Here is a 20,390-nt window from a genome sequence, read left to right as displayed (position 1 = left end):
CATCTATCCTTCCTGGCATGGGGCCGGGTCGCGCCAGCACGGCCCGCCCGGTGACCGTCGCCGGTTCTCCGGTGCTCGTCACGGGCGGAGCCGGCTTTCTGGGCATCGCCGTGGTCCGGCGGCTGCGTGCCGCCGGCCAGTCGGTCGCCATCCTCGACGACGGCAGCGCGGGCACGCTGCGCCGGCTGCACGCGTTCGCCGACGACGCCGGGGTGGTGCACCACCGGGTGAGCATCTGCGACGCCGACACGGTGGCCGAGCTGCACCGTGCCGTACGGCCCTGGGCCGTGGTCCACCTGGCGGCGAAGCACTTCATCCCGGACTGCGAGCGCGATCCGGAGGAGACCGCCCGGGTGAACGTCTCCGGTACGGCCAGCCTGCTCGCCGCCTGGCGGGCCCACCGTCCCCGGCGGTTCGTCTTCGCCTCCTCCGCGGCCGTCTACGCCGACTCCACCGGGCCGCTCTCCGAACGTTCCCGGTGCGCGCCGTGCACCGTCTACGGCGAGACCAAGCTGACCGGGGAGCGGCTGGTGCACCGGCACGCGGCCCGGCACGGGGTGGCCGCGCTCTCGGTCCGGCTCTTCAACCTCTACGGCCCGGCTCCGACCGCCGACCATCTGGTCCCGACGACGATCGCCCAGGCCCGGGCCGGTGGCGGGTTGCACCTGGGCGACCTGCGGACGGTACGCGACTACGTCTTCGTCGAGGACGCCGCCGACGCGGTCGTGGCGCTGCTGACCCGGGGCGCCACCGGCCGGGTGAACGTCGGCACCGGTCGGGGCAGCACCGGCCGGGAGGTGGTGGCCGGAATCCTGGAGGTGCTCGGGCTCTCCGGCACGGTCGCGCGCGATCCGGCCCGTACCCGGGTGTCGGACAGCCCGGCCGTGGTCGCCGACATCCGTCGGCTCCGCGCGCTGCTGCCGGCGTGGCGGCCGGTTCCGCTCCGCGAGGGCCTGGCGCGTACGGTACGGCTGCCAGCGGTCGAGCCTCGGCACGGCGCGGTCAGCGGTGCGTACCGGACGGCATCGGATCCGGCGCCGGCAGCCAGGTCAAAAGCTCCGGCCGACGGGCCCGCAACTGCACCGCCAGCCGTCGGGCGGCCGCCGGGCGGCGCTGGTTGAGCAGGTCGAACCGGCGTCGGGCCAGCATCAGCGGCAGCAGCCGGTCGAGCTGCTCGTGGTCGACCCCCGCGCCGTAACCGGCGACGGCCGATTCCACGGTGCCGCCGAGACCGAGGTCGACCGCGATGCACCAGGCCAGGTCGAGCATGGGCGGCCCGACCTGGATGGCGCCCGGGTCGAGCACGGCCCGCAGCCGGCTACCGGTGAACAGCACGTTGTGCCCGACCGCCATGTCGCCGTGGATCGCCGTCATCGGCGCCCCGTGGCAGGCCCGGTCGAGCGCCGCCACCAGGCGCAGCGCGCACGCGGGGTCGCGCAGCCGGATCTCGCCGAAGAACATCGCGGCGGTGCCCGGGGCGTCCAGCCGACGGCCGAGCACCGGTGCCCGGTCGTGCCAGCGGCGCATCGCCGCGCAGACCGCCCGCTGGCGGCGGGGCAGCAGCGGACCGGCGCCGCCGTGCGACCCCGGTACCCGTTCCAGCACGGTCCACCACCGGCGTTCGCCGCCGGCCAGGATCTCGCCGTGGTCGAGCAGGGCGGGTGCCGGGATGCCGGCGGCGACGCGTACCCGCTCGTAGCCGAGGCAGACCGCCAGCGTCTCGTGCCGACGGTGCTGCACCTTGATCAGGGTACGGCGGCCCGGCACCACGGCCACGCCGGTACGGTCCGGCGCCGGACCGTCGTAGGCGGGGCTGCGCGCCGCCGCCCGGACCAGCGCGTCGACCACCTCGCCCGGCAGCTCGCCGGCCGACGGCGTCGCCGCGTCGCTCAGGTCGAGCGGCCCGCAGGGCGGCACGCTCGCCCGCCGCTCGCCCGCCGGTGGCTCGCCCGCCGACCACTCATCCGCCGGTGGCTCGCTTGCCGGCCGCTCGTCCGCCTGCCGCTCGCCTGCCGGCCGCTCGCCTGCCGGCCGCTCGTCCGCCTGCCGCTCGTCCACCTGCTGCTCATCCACCTGGTTCGGCCGATGCCCGCCGGGCCCGGAGCATCCGCAGCGGTCCGCGCCAGCGTTCCCGCGCCAGCTCGGCCGAGTCGTACCAGCCGACCGCCGCGAAGTCGTGCAGCTCGTCGTCGTCGAGCCAGAGGCCGGCGACCGCCGCCCAGACCGGTGGGGCGAGCTGGTCGGCCCGGGCGTCGGCGGCGAGCGCGGCCGCCGCGGTCCGGGCCAGCTCCGGGCGGTCGGTCGCGAGCGCCGCGAGTACCGTGATCGCGTCGACCGGCAGCAGCTGGCCGACCACCCCGGACTCCTCGGTCAGCCGGTGGGCGCGGGCGAGCAGCTCGTCCACCTCCGCGCGGTCGCCCCGGGCGGCCGCCGCGACCGCCGCCGCCAGGTCGCACTGGGCGAGCCCGATCAGGTCACCCAGCGACTGGTTGAGTTCCCGGGCCTCCGGCAGCATCGACGCCGCGAGTTCCGGGTCGGTCCACATGGTGGCCAGGGCCAGGTGCCGGGCCGCCCGCGCCCCCCACAGCGGCGCGCCGGTGGCCCGGGCCTGGTCGAGGGCCTGCCGGAAGAAGCCGGCCGACCGGGTGAAGTCGCCGCCGTGCTGGTAGACGTGACCGAGCAGGTCCCAGGTCCGGGCGTCCTCCAGCGGCTGGCCGGCCGACGGGGGCGCGTAGCCGAGCACCTCGGCCAGCCGGCTGCGGCGCAGCGCCACCCCGGCCCGGCCCCACGCACCGGCGCTGCGCAGCAGCGGACCGGCCTGCTCCAGGGAGGCGAAGAACGCGTCGCCCTCGGCGTGGTGGCCGGTCGACTGGGTCAGCGAGCCGAGTTCGTAGGCGACGTACGCGTCGTAGGGGTGCTGCCACGGCGCCTGCGCCAGCGTCTTGAGGCGCTGGTACCTGGGGCGGGCGTCGACCTGCGCGGTGGACGCCAGCCGGGCCGCCTCGACCAGCCGGCGCAGTGCCGGCGCGGCACCGTCGGCGGGCGGCAGCGCGGCCAGCACCTGCCAGTGACCGAGCTGGCTGAGCGTGTAGGTCAGATCACCCAGCCGGTCCGGGAGCAGCTCGTGCTCGACCGCCGCCTGTAGGACCAGCAGCATCGCCGCCACCGCGCACTGGCTGCGCTGCGCGGAGACCACGGTGTCGCCGTCGTCGGATCGCCACACCTCCAGGCCGAGTTCGGTGACCCGGGCCGTCGCCCGGGCCGCCCGCTCGGCGCGCTCGGCGCCGACCCAGCCGTCGTCGGTGTACTCGTCGCAGGCGTTGATGCTCTGCCGGAGGGTCTGGTGGATCCGGTACTCCGGCCAGGTGCCCGCCGCGTGCCGGACGAAACTGTTGGTGAGGAACCGGTGGATCGTCGCCATCGCCACGTCCGGCAGCACCGCGCGGAGGATGTCGGCGTCGAACGCCGCCAGCAGTGCCGAGGCGCGCAGCAGGTTGCGTTCGGCGGGGGAGAGGTCGCGCATGATCCGCAGGACCAGCTCGGGCAGCGGACCGCCGAACTGGGCCGGGTCCGGCCGCTCTCCGCGCAGCGCCGCGCTGCGGTACTGGCTGACCGACAGTTCCAGATAGAGCGGGGAGCCCGCCGAGGCGTCGACGATGCGCCGGCGTACCGCCTCCTCGATCGCCGGTTCCCCGTCGGCGACCGTCAGCCGCTCCCGCAGGAAGGTGTCGGCGTAGTCGGGGGTGAGCCCGGCGAGGGCGTGCTGGTCGCCGCGCCCGTCCGCCCCGGCGAGACGCGGCCAGCGCTGGGTGCCGCCGTAGGTCAGGGTGACCGCGCGGACCGGGTCGTGCCAGCGCAGCGGGCGCCGGCTGGTCACCACGAAGAGCACGTTGGGCATGAGGTAGACCATCCGGGCGAGCAGGTCCTCCAGCAGCCCCTTCTCCCGGGGCAGTCCCTGCACGGCCTCGAAGGTGTCCAGATGGCAGACGGCCAGCGCCGGCCGTCTGGCCCGGATCCGCTCGATGTCCCAGGCGAGCAGGATCGGCAGGTAGCCGAGCATCCGGTCCGGGTCGTTCTCCTTGAGGATGAGGGCGAACGGCGGGAACTCGCGCTGGAGCCGGCGTACCTCGGTGGCCTCGCGCAACCGGCGTACCAGCCCGGAGGCCATCCGGTAGCCGACCTCCACCACCGCCACCGAGCCGAGCAGTTCGTCGACGACCCCGGCGATCTGCTGCGCCGTCTGCTCCCGGTCCTCCTGGCCGAGGAAGCCGCTGCGTTCGACGAAGTCGGTCAGGCTGACGCCCGGGTGCTTGAGTTCCCAGTAGACGGAGAGGCCGGTGTCGAAGGCGGTGAACGGCCGGCCGAGCCTGCCCAGCGCCGCCCGGACCCGCAGCACGACGGTCTCGAAGCCGAGGTTGCTGCCGTCGGCGAAGTCGAAACTGGCCACCATTCGCCGCTTCGGCAACTCGGGTGCGGACGACCCGGTCAGCTCGGCGCAGAACTGGTTGACCAGTGTGGTCTTGCCGATGCCGCCCTGGCCGTGAATCACGATCACGTTCTGCGCGGGCCGGCCGAAGTCAAGCAGGTCCGCCGTGCCGAGCGGCTCGGCCGCCAGGTCCCGGGCCCGGTTCAACAGCATCCGGGTGTAGTCCTCCCGGTCGGTGAACACCTCGTTGCGCCGGTACGGTCCGGCGGCACCGAAAACGAAGTAGTCGTCGAGGTCCACTTCGTCATGTAATCATCTGACTACATCGGTCGACATCGACTGATCCGGTGGAGACGTACGGTGCGGGGGAGGCGGCATGACGCGAATCCTTGTCGATGTTCGCGCCAACCAGCAGACCGGGATCGCCCGCTACGGCACCAACCTGCTGCGCGAGCTGGCCGTGTCGGCCGGGGCCGGCGACACGCCACGGCTGACCGCCTTCGTCGACCCGGTGCAGGTCACGTCGGCGCGGGAGGCGGTCGGGACGGCACCGGTACGGCTGCTCGTGGCCACCGAGCCGGACGGCTTCGTACGCCGCAGCGCCGAACTGCGCGGCCTGCTGGAGAGGGGCGGATTCGACCTCTACCACACCACCCACTACACGGTGGACCGGCACTGTCCGGTTCCGTACAGTTTCACCGTGCACGACCTGACCCGGCTGCGCTTCCCCGAGCACGACTACGGCCGGGAGCAGTTCGTCCGGCACTTCGGTGCCGCGCAGTGGACGGCGGTCCAGGCCGAACTCGCCGCGCTCGCCGACTGGGACGACGGGCGAGGCGGGCCGTTCCAGCGCTACTTCCGGGCGTTGAACCGGGTGCTCGCGGCAGATGCCACCCGGATCGTGGCGGTGTCCCGGGCGACCGGCCACGACCTGGTGGAGTTGCTCGGTGTCCCGGCCGACCGGATCGACCTGGTGCCGTGCGCGGTCCGCACGGAGACGTTCCACCGGCGCCCCGCCGCCGAGGTGGCCGCCGTGCGGGCCGAATACGCGCTCTCCGGCCCGTACTGCCTCTACGTCGGGCTCGCCGGTCCGATCAAGCGGTTCGACTGGCTGCTCGCCCGCTGGCTGGACGCCGCGCCCCGGTTCCCGGCCGGCGCCCGGCTCGTCGTGGTCGGCGGGTACGCCGAGGCGCGTGCGGAGGTCGTCGCGCTGCTCCGCGACGCGCCCGCGGCCGGCTCGGTGGTCTTCACCGGCAGGGTCGACGACGACACGCTGGCCGCGCTCTACTCCGGTGCCGCCGCCCTGCTGGTCGCCTCCCGCAACGAGGGCAACCACCTCGGCCCGCTGGAGGCGCTGGCCTGTGGTTGCGAGGTGATCTGCACCGACATCGCGCCGCTGCGCGAGACGGTCGACGGGCACGCGCACTTCTATCCGCTGGCCGACGCCGGCCGGCTGACCGAACTGGTCGGCGCCGCGCTGGGCGGTACGCTGCCGCCGGCCGCCGCCGGCTTCCCGGTGCCGCGCTGGTCCGACTCCGCCCGGGCGCTGGTCGACTCGATGCGCCGATCGCTGGCCGGGCGTGCCGGCACCCCACCTCCGGCCCGACTGCCTCCGGTTGCAGGGTCGTCGAACCCGTCGCGGTCGGTCTCGTAGGCTTCCGGCGTGCAGACTAGTCGAGGGCAGGTTCTCGCCGACCTGTTGGAGGCGGCGGAGAACGCCTCGCCGGTCGAGGCGGTCGAGGCGGTCACCCGGGAACTTGGTATGGCGCTCGGGGCGCGTACGGTCACGTTCCTGATCGCGGACCTCAGCGGCCGGGCGCTGGTTCGGCTGGCTCACGTGCCGATCGGGGGCACCGGCGAGGGGCGCCGCAACGGTGACGAGACCGCCACGGTGATGCCGTTCGACGGCGGTCCCGCCGAGCAGGCGCTACGCAGCCAGACGGTGCAGGTCGCCGGGAAGCCCGACGGCTGGACGGTGTTGGCGCCGGTGACCGACCGGGGTGAGGCGATCGGCCTGCTGGAGATGGTGCTGCCGGAGGAACCCGCCGAGGCCGCGCTGGCGGAGATCGCCCGTACGGCGCACGCGCTGGCCTTCGTGGTGATCGCCAACCGGCGGCACACCGACCTTTTCGAATGGGGGCAGCGCACCACCCCGTTCACCCTGTCGGCGGAGATCCAGCGCCGCCTGCTGCCCGGCGCGTTCACCTGTGAGGCCAGTGCCTTCACCCTCTCCGGCTGGCTCGAACCGGCCGCCAGCATCGGCGGGGACACCTTCGACTACAGCCTCGCCCGCGACCTGTTGCACTTCAGCGTCACCGACGCGATGGGACACGGGGTGACCAGCGCGCTGACCGCCACCCTGGGCGTGGGCAGCCTGCGTAACAGCCGCCGCCGCGCGGCTGGCCTGGTGGAGCAGGCCGAGGCCGCGAACGCCGCCGTGGCCGAGGACGCCATCGTGCCCGGCAGCTACATCACCGCGCTGCTCGGCCGGCTCGACCTGCGCACCGGGGTCTGCGCCCTGGTCAACGCCGGACACGTGCCGCCGCTGCTGGTCCGCGACGGTGCCACCCGGCCGCTGCCGCTGCCGGGCAACTTCCCGCTCGGCATGTTCGCCGAGGCCGGTTACCGCGCCGGTGAACTCGCGCTGCGACCCGGTGACCGGCTGGTGGTGCTCACCGACGGCATGCGGGAGCGCAACGCCGCCAGCCTCGACCTGCCGGCCCTGTTGCGGTCGTTCGTCGAACTGCACCCGCGCGAGGCCGTCCGGGCGCTGGCCGATGCCGTGATCGAGGTCAGCGGACCGACCCTGGCCGACGACGCCACCCTGCTGATCCTCGACTGGCACGGCGGGCACGGCGAGAACCGGCGAACCAGCGCCGGGGCCGACCAGACCCGGGTCAGCACGCCGCTGCCCGACTGACGTCCCGGCTGCCGTACCGCCCCGGCTGCCGTACCGCCCCGGCTGCCGTACCGCCCCGGCTGCCGTACCGCCCCGGCTGCCCGCGCGCCATCCCGGGTGCGGTGCCCGTGCCGGTGCCACCCGGGTGCCCGTGCTACCCGCGTGCGGTGCCGTCCTCGGTCGGCACGTCGTCCTCAGCCGCCTGCACGCTGTCGTAGACGCGGAGCACCTGGTCGACCGACGTGATCGTCAGCACGCTCCGCACCGCCGGCTGCACCGCGGCGACGCACAACCGGCCGCCGAGGTCACGGAACGCCTTGAACATCACCACCAGTGCGCCCAGCGCACTGGAATCCATGAATCCGACCCCGGACAGGTCCACCACCACCTGGCGGTGCCCTGCGTCGACGAGTTGTTGCAGGCTGTCGCGCAGCTGTGGAGACGTCGCCATGTCCAGGTCACCGGCCACCTCCAGTACGGTGCAACCCCGGCCTGGCCGGACCGCCACCAGCAGATTCACGACAGCCTCCCCACTCCGATGATCCGAACCCACCCTATGCGGCCGACGGCCGAACCGCCGCCGGCGAGCCGTACCGTGAGTCGGCACCCTGACCGTTTCAGCTCGGCAACCTCGGGTAGTTTTGATCACAATCACGACCTGTACATCCCGGCCAGCCTGTGACCCAGGTCCAGCGGGGTCACGGCTGGACCGAGAAGGAGCTGCGGAATGCGCGTGACCACGACGCTGTCGCTTCCGCGGCAGCCGTCCCCGGTGACCCGCGCCCGTCACGTCCTCACCACCCTGCTGAGCCTGACCGACGCGACCGAGGAGGCCTGCGGGCACCTCGCAGTACTCATCAGCGAGGCATGCGCCAACGCGGTGGTGCACGCCGAGCCGGAGAGCACGGTCGACATCACCATCGTGATCGACGAGCACGCCTGCCTGATCGAGGTCGGCAACCGGGGCAGCACCCCGGACCGCGCCGGGCTGCGTGCCGGTCTTCCCGACCCGCTCACGGTCGGCGGCCGTGGACTGCCCCTGATCGCCGCGCTCGCCGACACCGCCGTCTTCGTCCCCGGCCCGCCCGACCGGGTGCTGCTGCGCATCACCAAACACCTCACCGCGGTACCGGCACCACCGCGGGGATGATCTGACCTCCGGCCGGCTGGCGCGGCGAGCGTCGCCGCCGTTCCCCGGTCCGGCGGGGGTCGACGCCGCCCGGCCCCCCGGTGACCCCTTCAGCTCCCGAACCGGCTCCGAGCACGCCCCGGTGCTGGTGGAGTACGACGTCGTCGGCCGGCCCCTCCCACACCCTGTCGACCGTTCCCCGGCGCCCGGACGACTCCAAGCCTATTGACATTCGATAGGTAGCGAGTGATAGTCGATGCATGTTTACCGAACATCGAGCGGTCGCCCCACTCCGAGTCCTCCTGGTGTTGCTGTTCGGGGTGCTGGTCATGTTCCAGACCTTCTCGCTGCCCGGACAGTTCGCGTACATGGCCGAGCAGTCCCCGGAACTCGCGTACCTGAGGTGGCCGATGACCGCCGTCTCGGTCTTCTGGGTGCTCTGCGTCCAGGTGGTGATCGTGGCCACCTGGAAGTTGCTCACCATGGTCAAGAACGACCGCATCTTCAGTGAGGCGTCGCTGGCCTGGGTGGACGCGATCCTCTGGGCCATCGCCGCCGCCTGGATCGTCCTGGTCGGCGTGCTCCTCTACGTCGGTTTCAAGTCGGACGACCCCGGGCTACCTCTGCTGCTCTTCCTGATGTCGATCGGTGTCGCCGTGCTCGGGCTGCTGATGGTCGTGATGCGTGCGCTGCTGCGACAGGCCACCACACTGCGGACCGACATGGAAGCGGTGATCTGATGCCCATCGTCGTGCGCATCGACGTCGAACTGGCCAAGCGCAAGATGAGCGTCGGTGAGTTCGCCGAGCGGGTCGGGCTCACCCCGGCGAACGTGGCCGTGCTGAAGAACGGCCGGGCCAAGGCCGTCCGGTTCAGCACCCTGGAGGCCATGTGCCGGGTGCTCGGCTGCCAGCCCGGTGACCTGCTCGAGTGGGTCGAGGAATGAACCGTCGTGGCGCCGCCCGCCTGCCAGGCGCCCAACACACCGAACAGACCGACCACGTCGACCGGCGCACCGTCGGGATCGGCGGAGGGTCCGGCCCCGGAACGGAGAACCCATGAAGTACGTCCTCGTCGTCGTCGCCCTGCTCGTCGTCGCCCTCGGCGTCGCCGCCGTGCTGTACGGGGGAGCCGACGACTCGCCCGGCCTCCAGCTCATCGGCGTGCTGCTCGTCGTCGGCACGATCGCCTACGGCGTGCGGGTCGCCCGGCGCAGCCGGTAGCGAACGACCGCCTCGCCGCGCCGCTGCCACGCCGGTCAGCCCGACGGCCTCGCCGCGCGCGCCGCTGCCGCGCCGGTCAGCCCGACGGCCTCGCGGCGCCGCTGCCGCGCCGGTCAGCCCGACGGCCTCGCGGCGCCGGTGCCGCGCTGGTCAGCCCGACGGCCTCGCGGCGCCGGTGCCGCGCTGGTCAGCCCGACGGCCTCGCGGCGCCGTGCCGGAGGCCGGTGCGGACCAGCGCGGCCAACTCCTCCTCGCGGCCGGTCAACAGGTCGAAGTCGTGGAACGTCCGCAGTGCCCCCGGGCCCATGGTGCGCAGGGCGCGCTCGACCAGCGGGGTCTCCAGGCGGGCCGCCAGCCGCGCGGCGGTGCCCGGCCAGGTGCTGCGGAGTACCGCTCCCATCGCCACCGAAGTCTGCCAGAGCGCGTAGAGGTGCCGGTCGCCGATCTCGGCGCGCACCGTGTCGCCGGCCGGGATCCCGTCGACGGCCGCCCGGTAGGCGCCGGTCAGCCCGGTCTCGTCCCAGCCCTCGGCGGCGAGCACCCGGCCGGTGGGCAGCCGGGTCGAGTAGGAGCCGTCCGTGGTGTCGATGGTGGTGGCGGTGCCGTCGGTCCAGGCCAGGAAGGGCAGCATCGGCGGCACGTCGAGGACCGGCCCGGTGAGCGGCGCGGTCTCGCCGGCCGTCCCGGGACCGTCCGGGAGGAGGCAGGCGGAGAGCCGCACGCCGTGGTCGTGGTTGCCGATCAGGCTGGACCGGTCGTCGTGCTCGACGAGGTTCGGCACCGTCACCAGGCACGGCACTCCGGCCCGACGGAGGAAGTCCAGCGCGAGTTCGTCGTCGGCCCTGCCGGTCTCCGGCTGGGTCGAGAGGAAGGCGGCGAAATCGCGCGCCGTCTCGGCCGGTAGCGCCAGGGCCTGGGTCGGCACGTACGGATTCACCATGGGCACCCAGGAGGCGCCGGTCAGCGCCGCGAACCGGACCAGCGACGCGGTCCGGGAGCCCCACTCGACGAAGTAGCTGACCGCCGCCCGGGGCTGCCGGGCCAGGCTCTGCCGGGCCGCGGTCGCGAAGCCGGCCGGCAGCCGGACGTCGTCCTGCACCACGAGATGGTGGGTGGCCGCCGGGGAGACGGCGGCGTAGGCCAGCCGGGCGCTGCGGACGGTGCTCGGCGGCCCGTCCGGCTCCGGGTCGACGGCGAGCGCGGCATCCAGCGGGGCGAGACCGGCCGCGACCGCGCGGGCCTGGGGTAGCCGCCTCGGGTGTGTCATCACGGCGGCCGACAGCACGGGCTCCTCGGCGGCGGACCCGGGGGACTTCCGATCATCGACGGCCATGTGACCGGAGCTTAACGCATGGACGGACGTCGAACGGGGTACATAGACTCGCATAGATCGTCTCGGTGTTTGCCGCCGACGCCGGTCAGGCCGTCGCGCGGGTGTCACGGGGGAGCGTGAGACGGGTGTGCGACGCACCATGGCTGTGCCCGCCGGCGGTGGGCCGATGAGCCCGAAGGTCCTACAGATCTCGGTGCCGCGCGGCGGCTCCAACGCGGTCGCCCGGATGATGGGCCAGAGCCCGGACGTCGCCGCGGTACTCCGGTCCCGACTGTTGGAGGACGGCCGGGACGGGCTGTTCCGGGCCCTGCGCGAGGTCGAGCGGGAGGCGCCGGGCCGGTTGCCGTACGTCAAGGAGCAGGCCGCGTTCCTGCCCGACCATCCCGACGAGCTCTTCGCCCCGTACGACCGGTTCCTGGTCGTCGTCCGGGACCCGGTGCAACAGGTCGCCTCGGAGCTGCTCGCCGTACTCGGCAACCGGGAACTGCTCCGCGACAAGCTGGTCGAACGCACCGGCGTCCCGGTCGGACGGCGGGAGACGGCCCGGCTGCTCGACCGGTACGCGGTCGCCGCCTGCGCCGACTTCCCGATCGTCCGCTCCGGGGTGCGCGGCTGCTGGCAGGACGTGCTGGCCTACCTGCGGCGGACCCGCGACTTCCGTCCGGTGCACCGGCTGATCGGCGACCTCTACGACGTGCAGCCGCAGCGGCAGGGCTGCGCCTCGGACACCGAGTGGTTCAACCGGGCCATCTTCCGGGTCGGCGTGCTCTGCTGGCTCCGCGCGGTCGACCTCGTCGCCGCGCTGACGCGGGCGGGCGTCCGCAGACTCGCCGTCGTCGACTTCGGCGACCTACAGAGCCGGCCGCGACGGATCGCGGAGGTCTGTGACCGGCTGGCGGTCCGCTTCGACGAGCGCATGGTGACCGGGCCGTGGCAGCCGCCGGGCCGGTGGTTCGAGGAGGGCCTGGACCGCGACGAGGGACGCCGGTGGGTCGGCCGCGCCTGGACGGCGACCCGCCTCTACGCGTCCCGCCCGGTGCCGTGCGATCCCCGCACGTTGCCGCCGGTCGCCCAGCACGCGGTCTCGTCCAGTATGGAGAGTTATCGCGCCCTGCTCAGTCATCCGGCCTGCCTCTCGCCGGAGGACCCGGTCGCCTGGGGCGGTGCGGCGGCCGCGCCGGCCGGTCGGGGCACGGCGCGGCGATGACGGTGACCGGATCGCCGGTACCCCCGCACGCCGCGCTGGTGAACGCGGTGCTGCGGCGGATCCGGGGCTGGACCTGCCTGGCCGGCGTGCTCGCACCCGAGCTGACGACCCGACTGCGCGACCACGGCGAGGCCGTGGAGCTGCTGGCGGGTGCGCGCGGCGAGGCGATGGTCCGGGTACCCGACGCCCGCGTCGCCGCCGAGCTGTTCGTGCTGCTCGACCAGCTTGCCCTGTACGGCGGGCGGCAGCTCTTCGTGACGCCCCGGGGCGGCCGGGAATACCGGCTCAGCGACGCCTCGACGGTGACTCCGGCGCTGCCCCGGTCGCTCGTGCACGACCTCGCGGACCGGGTCGTGGCGGGGCGGGCGGTGCCGTACCAGGCGTGGCCGGGGCGGATCGACCGGATCGCCGTGATCACCCACGACCGCCCCGACACCCTCGCCGGCTGCCTGGCCGCCCTGCACGACAACCTGCGCCGCTTCGGGCGGCAACACGTCGAGGTGGTGGTCTACGACGACTCCGGTCCGGTGCACCGGCCCCGGGTCCGGTCGGTGGTGCACGAGGCCGGATCGGCGGGCCTGCGGATCCGCTACGTCGGGCCGGCGGAGAAGCACGCCGTGCGGGCCGCGTTCGAGCGGAGCCTTCCCGGCGGGGACGTCGACCGGCCGGTCCTCGACCGACTGCTCGGCGCCTGGCGGGCCGACGGCACCTGGGCGGGGTCCGCCGCCGAACAGCGGAACTGGGCGATCCTCTCCGCCGCCGGCCGGCGGGTACTGGTCTGCGACGACGACGTACGGCCGGCGGCGCTCGACGTCCCGCTCCCCGAGCAGCGCCGCGCCGCCGAGGCGGTGGTACGCGACGTCGAGCGGACCGCCCGGCCGGATGCCGGTACGGCCCCGACCGGGGAGCGGGGCGGCGCACTGCCGGCCGGGCGGCTGCTCGCCGGGCGGCTGACCGGCCGGACGACCCGGGCGGCACTGCGGGCGTACCCCACCGACCTGCTCGGCATCCTGGAGGAGACCGAACCGACCCTGGTCTCGGCCGCGTACACCGGACATCCGGACCGACGCAGTGCGCTGCTGCTGGAACGGTTCTTCGTGGCCTCGGAGCGCAGCATCGACGTCTGCGACAGCGATCCGCCGGTGCGGCACGTCCGGCAGGCGGCGCTGGCCGGGGGGCCTCGGAAGTTCCGGGGCGGCGCGTTCGTGACCAGCGGCACCGACGAGGGGGTCGAGTTCGCGGTCCGGCACGGACGCAACGAGGACTTCGCGCTCGCGCTCAGCCTGTTCGTCAGCACCGGGGGGCGGCTGCGGCCGCGCGAGTCCGGTGCCGCCTTCCTGCTGCACGAGCGCGGGCCACGGCACACCGGCCCGTTCCTGGCGCACCGGCAGGAACGGGAGGGCGACCTGGTCAACCGGCTGCTCGAAGAGGTGCGGCGGGGGTACGCGGAGACCTCACCGGACCGATTCGACCCGGACGCCTTCGGCCGCTACGGCCTGGCCCGGCTCGACGAGGACCTGCCCGACGCGACCGCGCGGCTCGCCGCCGAGCTGTTCCGGGACGGGTTGGCGTACCGGGGGCGGGCCGTGGCGCACCTGCGGTTCCTCTCGACCGTCGAGGCCCGGATCGGCGTGCCGGCGGCCGGGCGGGCGCTGACCCGGCTGCGGTCCCGCTGGTACGCCGACCAGGCCACCCCGGCCGCCGCGCTGCTGCGTACCGCCGCCCGGCTGCTGCGGGAGCGCCGCCCACTGCCGGCACCGGTGCTCACCGCCTGCGTGCAGGTACTCGTCCCGGAGGGAATCATCGCGTTCATGGACGTCAGGTCGACCCGGCGACGACTGCGTACCCTGACCGCCGACGAGCGGGCCGCCGCGATCGCCGTACTGGAGCGGGAGGCCGGCTGGTCCGACGGCCGCTGGGCCGGTCCGGTCCTCGCGGACGGCGCCACGACGGCGGTCGAACTCGCCGGCCGGGTCACCGCGAAGGCGGCCCGGACCCGTCGACTGATCGGCGAGATCGACACCGAACTCGGGTTGGCAGCGGTGCCCGCCGACCAACCGCCCGACCAGCGGAGCCGGGCTGCGGCGGGTACCCGGTTCGCCGCCGGCGTGCACGCGCGGGTCCGCGACGAGGTCCGGCTCTTCCTCCGGGCGCTGCCGTACGCCTACCGGTTGCGGTCGGCGCTGCCGGCGCTGGACGGGGCGACCCGGTGAGCTGGCGGGCGGAGGCGGTCCGGCCGCGCCTGCTGCTCCTCGGCGAGCTGCGGTCGGCCGGCCCGGGGCTGGTCGGCGCCCTGATCGGCGTCAACCTGGCCCTCGGGGTGCTGCCGGTGGCGTTCGTCGTCGCGAGCAGCGTCATGGTCGGGCGGCTTCCGGCGGCGATCGACGCCGGCCCGAACTCGCCGGCCGCGACCGGGCTGCTCTCGGCGTTCGCGGTGGCGGCGACCCTGTTCCTGGCCCAGCAGGCCCTCACGCCGGTGCAGGTCGCGCTCGGCGAACTCGTCCGGTTGCGGGTGGACGGTGCCGTGCACGACCGGGTCATCGGTGCGGCGCTCGGCGGCACCGGGATCGCCCGGATGGAGGATCCGGCGGCGCTGGACGCCCTCGCGGACGCGGCCCGCCGGCTGGAGAGCAACTGGGAGACACCGGGGATGGGCTGTGCCGGGCTGCTCGCCCTGCTGGCCCGGTACGTCCGGCTGGCCGGATTCGCGCTGCTCGTCGGCGTCGTGGTCGGCTGGCTCCCGGCGGTGCTGCTGGCGGTCACCACGCTGCTGTTCCGGTACGGTCAGCGCGGCGGCCTGCGGAAGTACTCGCAGGTGTGGGTGGCGGTGACCCCGCTGATCCGGCGGGGGCGTTACCTGCGCGGGCTCGTCCTCGGGCCGGGGGCCGCCAAGGAGCTGCGGGTGTTCGGGCTCGGCAGCTGGCTCGCCGAACGCTACGAGCGCACCTACCGGGACTGGCTGGCGCCGGTGTGGCGGGCCCGCCGCCGGGTCTATCTCTGGCCCTATCTCGGGTACACGCTGGTCGGGCTGGTGATCGCGGTCGGGGTCTTCACGGCCATCGCGGACGCCGCGACCGCCGGGATCACCCTCACCGAGCTGGCGCTCGCCCTCCAGGCGACGGTCGCGGCGCTGCTGCTCGGCGAGTACTACCCCGAGGCGGACTCGCCGAGCCAGTTCGGCATGCTCGTCGCCGGTGCCGTGGCGCGGTTCGAGCACGCGATGAGGCCGACCGCCCTCCCGCCGGTCGCCGGCCCGGCCGCCCTCCCGCCGGTCGCCGCCGCTCCGGCCGGGCCCGCCCGGGTTCGCAGCGACCGACCCGACGCCGGCCGCCCCCGCGCCGACGGGCCGGATCCGGCCGACGTGGCGGAGCCGACCGTCCGGTTCGACCGGGTCACGTTCGGCTACCCGGGTGGTGGGCACGACGTGCTCACCGACCTGGACCTGACGCTGCCGGCGGGCCGCTGCACCGCCCTGGTGGGCCTCAACGGAGCCGGCAAGACGACCCTGGTGAAACTGCTCGCCCGGCTGCACGAACCGACCGCCGGGACCGTCCGGTTCGGCGGCGTCGACATCCGCGACTTCGACGTCGCGGCCTGGCGCCGGCAGATCGGCGTGGTCTTCCAGGACTTCGTCCGGTACGAGCTGTCGATCGCCGACAACGTCGCCTTCGGTGCCGTGCACGCGCCGCGCGACCCGGACCGGATCCGGCGGGCCCTGCACCGCGCCGACCTGGCCGACCTGCTCGACGGGCTCCCCGCCGGCCTGGAGACGCCGCTGTCGCGCACCTACCCGGACGGCGTCGACCTCTCCGGTGGACAGTGGCAGCGGGTGGCGATCGCCCGCGCCCTCTACGGGGTGGAGTGCGGTGCCCGGCTGCTCGTCCTGGACGAGCCGACCGCCGCGCTCGACGTGCGGGCCGAGGCGGCGTTCTTCTCCCGGTTCGTGGCGCTGACCCGTGGGGTGACCTCGCTGCTCATCTCGCACCGTTTCTCCAGCGTGCGGCACGCCGACCACATCGTGGTACTCGCCGACGGCCGGGTGGTGGAGGAGGGCGACCACGAGACGCTGGTCGCCGCCGACGGCCGGTACGCCGAACTCTTCCAGTTGCAGGCCGAACGGTTCGCCGCCGAGCCCAGCGGTACGGCGCCGGACGGCGGTGACCGGTGATGACCGAGACGGTACGCGGCTGCGTCGAACTCGTCCGGCTCTCCTGGCGGCAGCGGCCGGCCAAGCTGATCCTGGCGGTACTCCTCAAACTGGCCGAGGCAGCCGCGTTGCCGCTGGTCGCCGCCGCGCTCGGCGCGCTGACCGACGCGGTGCTGCGCGGCGACCGGCCGACCGCCGTACTCGCCGGCTGCGCCGCCGCGGCCGGGACCGTCGCGGCGCTCACCCTCGGGCACTTCGCGCACATCGCCTACTTCGAACTCGGCGAGGTCAACCTCCTCACCAAGGACCGGCAGCTCATCGACGTGGTCACCGGCTCCCCGTCGATCGAGCACCACGAGCGCCCCGACTACGCGGACCGGATGCAGACGCTCACCCAGGAGTTGCAGCGGGTCGGCTGGCGCAGCATGGAGTCACTGCTGTCCGGGCTCGGTACCGCCGTCGCGGTGGCCGTCACCGCCGTGCTGCTCGCCCGGCTCCATCCGGCGCTGCTCCTGCTGCCGCTGGCCGCCGTACCGCCGATGCTGCTCGGGCAGCGGGCGGAGATCCTGCTCTCCCGGGCCCGGGACGGCACGGCCGAGACCGCCCGCCGCGCGCGGCACCTCTTCGACCTCGCCACGGACCCGCGCTCCGCCAAGGAACTGCGGGTCTCCGGGATGACCGCCGAGATCCGCCGCCGGCACCGCGCCCTGTGGCGGGCCACCATCCGCGAGCTGTGGCCGGCGGAGATCAGGGCGGCGCTGCTGCGCACGGCCGGCCAGTCCTGCTTCGCCCTCGGGTACGCCGCTGCGGCGCTGCTGGTGCTGCGCGACGCGGTGGCGGGTCGGCGCAGCGTCGGGGACGTGGTACTCGTCATCGCGCTGGCGGCGCTGGTCAACCAGCAGGTGAGCGCCATGGTGGGCCTGCTGCGGGACCTGCAACGGGTGGCGCTGGCCCTGGCCGGCTTCCGCTGGCTGCGGGAGCTGACCGCCCGGGCGCCCCGGCCGGTGGCGGACGCCGCCGTACCGGCGCGGCTGCGGCACGGGATCCGGCTGCGCGAGGTCGGGTTCGACTACCCGGGCACGGGGCGTACCGTCGCCGACGGCGTGGACGTGCTGCTGCCGGCCGGCTCCACGGTGGCCCTGGTCGGCGAGAACGGCGCCGGCAAGACGACCCTGGTCAAGCTGCTGAGTCGGATGTACGAGCCGGACCGGGGCCGGATCGAGGCCGACGGCGTCGACATCGCCCGGTTCCCGCTCGACGACTGGCGGGCCCGGATCGCGGTCGGCTTCCAGGACTTCGTCCGGTTCGAACTCGCCGCCCGGCAGGCGGTCGGGGTCGGCGACCTGCCCCGGGTCGACTCCGACGAGGCCGTGCTCGCCGCACTGGACCGAGCCGAGGGCGTCGACCTGGTCGACGAGCTGGACCGGGGGCTGGACACCCCGCTCGGCGGCTCACACCGGGACGGGCGGGAGCTGTCCGGGGGGCAGTGGCAGAAGATCGCGCTGGGCCGGGCGATGATGCGGCCGGCACCGCTGCTGCTGGTCCTCGACGAACCGACCGCGGCGCTGGACGCCGAGGCCGAACACCGGCTCTTCGCCCGCTACGCCGCCAGCGCCGGCCGGGCCGCCGCGAAGACCGGCGCCATCACGGTGCTGGTCTCGCACCGGTTCTCCACGGTGCGGATGGCCGACCTCATCCTGGTGCTGTCGGCCGGTCGGCTGGTCGAGGCGGGCGACCACGACGAGCTGATGGCGGCCGGTGGACTCTACGCCGAGCTGTACACCATCCAGGAACGCTCCTACCGCTGAGCGGGCGGGGGATCACCGGCGCAGCAGGTCCGCGGCGGCGATCCGGACCAGGGCCCGGGGGCCGAGCAGGCGCAGCAGGTTGCCCGGCGAACGGAACCGGGACATCGGGACGGCCCCGGAGAGTACCCCGAGGAACTGGTCGACGGCGGCCGGCCGTTCGCCGAGCGCGGCGAAGAGTTCCCGGTCCACCGCGCGGGGCGGCCGGAAGGAGGCCAGGTCGAGGGTGAGGTCGTACATCGGGGCGGCGGCGGTGTCCCGACGGGCCCGGTACCCGGCGAGTTCGGCGTCGAGCCGGCCGCCGCTGTCCAGGCCGGTGGTGACCGCCTCGACCAGCAGTTCGACGTCCCGGAAGGCGTTGCCGATGCCCTGGCCGGTGATCGGGTCCATCACCAGGCCCGCGTCGCCGACCAGTGCCCAGCCCGGGCCGTGCGGCACCCGGAACGCGTTCGGCACGTCCGGCGTCAGCCGGAAGCGTTCGGCCCGCTCGCCGGCCCGGACCCGGGCGCCGAGATCGCCGCAGCCGTCGAGGGTGCCGAGGTACTGGCCCTCGACGTCGGCCCGGAACGCCGGGAAGTCGGTGGCCCGGCCGGCGACGTAGGCGATCGTCAGGCCGTCGTTGGTGGGAAAGACCGCCACGGTACGCCCGGGGCGCTGGTAGAACTCTCCGCCGGAGACGGCGACCCCCGACCAGTACGTGTAACAGGCGAACGTACTCGCCGGGCGCTCCCGGTAGACGGCCGCCCGTACCCCGGTGGCGACCGTCGAACGCTTGCCGTCGGCGCCGATCACCAGCGACGCGGTCTCGGTCACCGGGGAGCCGCCGCGCTGCCGTCCGCGCACCCCCACCACCCGGTCCCGGTCCCGGACGAGTTCGTCGACGTCGAACCCCTCGCGCACCTCGGCACCCGCCTCGCGGGCCGCGTCGACCAGCAGCGCGTCCAGCAGGGTGCGGCGCGGGCTGTAGAGGGCGTCGACGCCCTGGTAGCCGGGGTAGCGGCCGGCGAGTACGACGTCGCCGGTGTCGAGCCGGATGTCGCGGGAGGCCGGAGTGCCGGCCGCCGCCAGCCGCTCCAGCAGACCCCACCGGTGCAGCCGGGCGACCCCCGGCACCTGGACCTGGTGCGTCGAGAGGGTGTCGCTGGGGAACCGGGCCCGGTCGACCGCGAGCACCCGCAGGCCCCGCCGGCCCAGCAACATGGCGGTCGCGGCACCGGCCACCCGGCTGCCGACGACGATGACGTCGTACCCCCGTGCCGGCACTCGGCGTCACCTTCCACAGCAGAGGGACGGCCGGAGCGGGGCGCCCGGCCGGTGGACCAGCTCACCGGGGCGGGCTCTGCCCCGGCTCCAGCTCGGAGATCCGGGCGATGTTCCCGGCCTCGTCGGGGTCGGGCCGGGGGGTGGCGAAGAACGCCCGGGTGACCTCGACGGCGACGTCCGGGGCGAGCCGCTTCAGGCTCAGCGCCAGCACGTTCGCGTCGTTCCAGAGTCGCGCGCCGGTCGCGATCCACGGCTCCCAGGCGAGTGCGGCCCGTACCCCGGGAATCTTGTTCGCCGCGATCGCGGTGCCGGTCCCCGTCCAGCACATCACGACGCCGAAGTCCGCCCGTCCCCCGGTCACCGCCCGGCCCACCTCGGCGCCGATCGTGGGCCACGGTGCGTCGGCACCGACCCGAACCACCTCGCCGAGCTCGGAAAGGTAGCCCAGCACCGCTCTGGTCACCTCGTTCTCGTCGTCGGCGCCGAAGGCGATTCGCATCCGGTCAGCATAGGACCGCGTCACCGCCGGCGGGTGCCCGGCGATAACCGGGGAGGGGTCGAGCGACGCTCGGCGGCAGACCGGACGCGGCGCCCGGCAGGCGGGTACCGGCCGGCGGAAGGTTTCTGCGAGCCGGCCAACGGGCACTGCCTCCCCGGTTCAACGACACGCGAAGGAGACTCAGCATGGAGATCAGCGGCATCTTCACCGCCCTCATCATCGGTCTGATCATCGGTGCCCTCGGCCGGCTCGTCGTACCCGGCAGGCAGAACATCCCGATCTGGCTCACCCTGCTCATCGGCATCCTCGCCGCCCTGCTCGGCACGGTCTTCGCCGCCGCCTTCGACGTCGCCGAGACCCCCGGCATCGACTGGATCGAACTCGCCCTCCAGGTCGGTCTCGCCGCCATCGGCGTCAGCCTGGCCGCAGGGCTCTACGGGCGCCGCGTCTAGGACGCGG

The 20,390-nt window shown here is 74.3% G+C and carries 18 protein-coding genes; 12 read left to right on the top strand and 6 right to left on the bottom strand.

Annotation, left to right across the window (positions count from 1 at the left end):
• Positions 1–17: 17 nt before the first annotated feature.
• Positions 18–1,121, top strand: a complete 1,104-nt coding sequence (locus C6W10_RS03650; RefSeq protein WP_159104450.1) for an NAD(P)-dependent oxidoreductase — start codon at positions 18–20, stop codon at positions 1,119–1,121.
• On the opposite strand, the gene C6W10_RS03645 is transcribed toward C6W10_RS03650, so the two are convergent.
• Together C6W10_RS03645 and C6W10_RS03640 are read right to left on the bottom strand one after the other, a co-directional pair.
• The gene (locus C6W10_RS03645; protein WP_107256521.1) at positions 1,003–2,073 is read right to left on the bottom strand and encodes a phosphotransferase; all 1,071 of its coding nucleotides are present in this window, start codon (positions 2,071–2,073) and stop codon (positions 1,003–1,005) included. The genes C6W10_RS03650 and C6W10_RS03645 overlap by 119 nt on opposite strands.
• Complete coding sequence (locus C6W10_RS03640) at positions 2,066–4,726, bottom strand: hypothetical protein (RefSeq protein ID WP_107256519.1); 2,661 nt, start codon at positions 4,724–4,726, stop codon at positions 2,066–2,068. The genes C6W10_RS03645 and C6W10_RS03640 overlap by 8 nt, the downstream gene beginning before the upstream one ends.
• Before the next feature lie 76 nt (positions 4,727–4,802).
• Between C6W10_RS03640 and C6W10_RS03635 the strand changes: the two genes are divergently transcribed.
• Together C6W10_RS03635 and C6W10_RS03630 are read left to right on the top strand one after the other, a co-directional pair.
• Positions 4,803–6,080, top strand: a complete 1,278-nt coding sequence (locus C6W10_RS03635) for a glycosyltransferase family 1 protein (RefSeq protein ID WP_107256517.1) — start codon at positions 4,803–4,805, stop codon at positions 6,078–6,080.
• Positions 6,081–6,089: 9 nt separating this feature from the next.
• Complete coding sequence (locus C6W10_RS03630) at positions 6,090–7,346, top strand: PP2C family protein-serine/threonine phosphatase (RefSeq protein ID WP_234359377.1); 1,257 nt, start codon at positions 6,090–6,092, stop codon at positions 7,344–7,346.
• 133 nt (positions 7,347–7,479) lie between these two features.
• Here the strand turns inward: C6W10_RS03630 and C6W10_RS03625 are convergent, their stop codons facing one another.
• A complete protein-coding gene (locus tag C6W10_RS03625) occupies positions 7,480–7,845 on the bottom strand; it encodes an STAS domain-containing protein (protein ID WP_107256515.1) in 366 nt (121 codons plus the stop codon).
• A 207-nt stretch (positions 7,846–8,052) separates the two neighbouring features.
• Between C6W10_RS03625 and C6W10_RS03620 the strand changes: the two genes are divergently transcribed.
• The 4 genes from C6W10_RS03620 to C6W10_RS37875 all read left to right on the top strand — a co-directional run bounded on the left by C6W10_RS03620 (position 8,053) and on the right by C6W10_RS37875 (position 9,677).
• Positions 8,053–8,475: an ATP-binding protein gene (locus C6W10_RS03620; protein WP_107256513.1), complete on the top strand. Its 423-nt coding sequence runs from the start codon at positions 8,053–8,055 to the stop codon at positions 8,473–8,475.
• A 239-nt stretch (positions 8,476–8,714) separates the two neighbouring features.
• Positions 8,715–9,194 (top strand): DUF2975 domain-containing protein, encoded by a 480-nt coding sequence (locus C6W10_RS03615; protein ID WP_107256511.1) that lies wholly within the window; start codon positions 8,715–8,717, stop codon positions 9,192–9,194.
• Positions 9,194–9,400 (top strand): helix-turn-helix transcriptional regulator, encoded by a 207-nt coding sequence (locus C6W10_RS03610; RefSeq protein ID WP_107256509.1) that lies wholly within the window; start codon positions 9,194–9,196, stop codon positions 9,398–9,400. Before C6W10_RS03615 ends, C6W10_RS03610 begins: the two co-directional genes overlap by 1 nt.
• 112 nt (positions 9,401–9,512) lie before the next feature.
• A complete protein-coding gene (locus tag C6W10_RS37875; protein WP_199853278.1) occupies positions 9,513–9,677 on the top strand; it encodes a hypothetical protein in 165 nt (54 codons plus the stop codon).
• 187 nt (positions 9,678–9,864) lie between these two features.
• Here the strand turns inward: C6W10_RS37875 and C6W10_RS03605 are convergent, their stop codons facing one another.
• Positions 9,865–11,010, bottom strand: a complete 1,146-nt coding sequence (locus tag C6W10_RS03605) for a hypothetical protein (RefSeq protein WP_107256507.1) — start codon at positions 11,008–11,010, stop codon at positions 9,865–9,867.
• A gap of 166 nt (positions 11,011–11,176) precedes the next feature.
• Between C6W10_RS03605 and C6W10_RS03600 the strand changes: the two genes are divergently transcribed.
• From C6W10_RS03600 to C6W10_RS03585, 4 genes are read left to right on the top strand one after another with little or no spacing between them, the layout of a single operon-like run.
• Positions 11,177–12,217: a hypothetical protein gene (locus C6W10_RS03600; RefSeq protein WP_107256505.1), complete on the top strand. Its 1,041-nt coding sequence runs from the start codon at positions 11,177–11,179 to the stop codon at positions 12,215–12,217.
• Positions 12,214–14,430, top strand: a complete 2,217-nt coding sequence (locus tag C6W10_RS03595; protein ID WP_107256503.1) for a hypothetical protein — start codon at positions 12,214–12,216, stop codon at positions 14,428–14,430. Before C6W10_RS03600 ends, C6W10_RS03595 begins: the two co-directional genes overlap by 4 nt.
• Complete coding sequence (locus tag C6W10_RS03590; protein ID WP_107256501.1) at positions 14,427–16,385, top strand: ABC transporter ATP-binding protein; 1,959 nt, start codon at positions 14,427–14,429, stop codon at positions 16,383–16,385. The genes C6W10_RS03595 and C6W10_RS03590 overlap by 4 nt, the downstream gene beginning before the upstream one ends.
• Positions 16,385–18,172: an ABC transporter ATP-binding protein gene (locus C6W10_RS03585; protein WP_107256499.1), complete on the top strand. Its 1,788-nt coding sequence runs from the start codon at positions 16,385–16,387 to the stop codon at positions 18,170–18,172. The genes C6W10_RS03590 and C6W10_RS03585 overlap by 1 nt, the downstream gene beginning before the upstream one ends.
• Before the next feature lie 12 nt (positions 18,173–18,184).
• On the opposite strand, the gene C6W10_RS03580 is transcribed toward C6W10_RS03585, so the two are convergent.
• Positions 18,185–19,432 carry an NAD(P)/FAD-dependent oxidoreductase gene (locus C6W10_RS03580; RefSeq protein WP_107256497.1) on the bottom strand — a complete coding sequence of 416 codons (1,248 nt, stop codon included), beginning with the start codon at positions 19,430–19,432 and terminating at the stop codon, positions 18,185–18,187.
• 61 nt (positions 19,433–19,493) lie between these two features.
• On the bottom strand, positions 19,494–19,931 hold the full coding sequence (locus C6W10_RS03575) for an RpiB/LacA/LacB family sugar-phosphate isomerase (RefSeq protein ID WP_107256495.1): 438 nt from the start codon (positions 19,929–19,931) through the stop codon (positions 19,494–19,496).
• Positions 19,932–20,116: 185 nt separating this feature from the next.
• Here C6W10_RS03575 and C6W10_RS03570 point away from each other — a divergent pair, with 185 nt between their 5' ends.
• Positions 20,117–20,383: a GlsB/YeaQ/YmgE family stress response membrane protein gene (locus C6W10_RS03570; RefSeq protein WP_107256494.1), complete on the top strand. Its 267-nt coding sequence runs from the start codon at positions 20,117–20,119 to the stop codon at positions 20,381–20,383.
• Positions 20,384–20,390 lie beyond the last annotated feature (7 nt).

This window comes from Plantactinospora sp. BB1, assembly GCF_003030385.1.
In the GTDB taxonomy this organism is placed as follows: domain Bacteria; phylum Actinomycetota; class Actinomycetes; order Mycobacteriales; family Micromonosporaceae; genus Plantactinospora.
The sequence above is the reverse complement of the archived record's forward strand: the minus strand, read 5'-3'. Positions and strand labels throughout refer to the sequence as shown.

Excerpts from the sequence above, each read along its gene's own strand:
- C6W10_RS03650 (WP_159104450.1), top strand. The coding sequence starts at position 18 with ATGGGGCCGGGTCGCGCCAGCACGGCCCGCCCGGTGACCGTCGCCGGT.
- C6W10_RS03635 (WP_107256517.1), top strand. The coding sequence starts at position 4,803 with ATGACGCGAATCCTTGTCGATGTTCGCGCCAACCAGCAGACCGGGATC.
- C6W10_RS03620 (WP_107256513.1), top strand. The coding sequence starts at position 8,053 with ATGCGCGTGACCACGACGCTGTCGCTTCCGCGGCAGCCGTCCCCGGTG.
- C6W10_RS03615 (WP_107256511.1), top strand. The coding sequence starts at position 8,715 with ATGTTTACCGAACATCGAGCGGTCGCCCCACTCCGAGTCCTCCTGGTG.
- C6W10_RS03610 (WP_107256509.1), top strand. The coding sequence starts at position 9,194 with ATGCCCATCGTCGTGCGCATCGACGTCGAACTGGCCAAGCGCAAGATG.
- C6W10_RS37875 (WP_199853278.1), top strand. The coding sequence starts at position 9,513 with ATGAAGTACGTCCTCGTCGTCGTCGCCCTGCTCGTCGTCGCCCTCGGC.
- C6W10_RS03605 (WP_107256507.1), bottom strand. The coding sequence starts at position 11,010 with ATGGCCGTCGATGATCGGAAGTCCCCCGGGTCCGCCGCCGAGGAGCCC.
- C6W10_RS03600 (WP_107256505.1), top strand. The coding sequence starts at position 11,177 with ATGAGCCCGAAGGTCCTACAGATCTCGGTGCCGCGCGGCGGCTCCAAC.
- C6W10_RS03595 (WP_107256503.1), top strand. The coding sequence starts at position 12,214 with ATGACGGTGACCGGATCGCCGGTACCCCCGCACGCCGCGCTGGTGAAC.
- C6W10_RS03585 (WP_107256499.1), top strand. The coding sequence starts at position 16,385 with ATGACCGAGACGGTACGCGGCTGCGTCGAACTCGTCCGGCTCTCCTGG.
- C6W10_RS03575 (WP_107256495.1), bottom strand. The coding sequence starts at position 19,931 with ATGCGAATCGCCTTCGGCGCCGACGACGAGAACGAGGTGACCAGAGCG.
- C6W10_RS03570 (WP_107256494.1), top strand. The coding sequence starts at position 20,117 with ATGGAGATCAGCGGCATCTTCACCGCCCTCATCATCGGTCTGATCATC.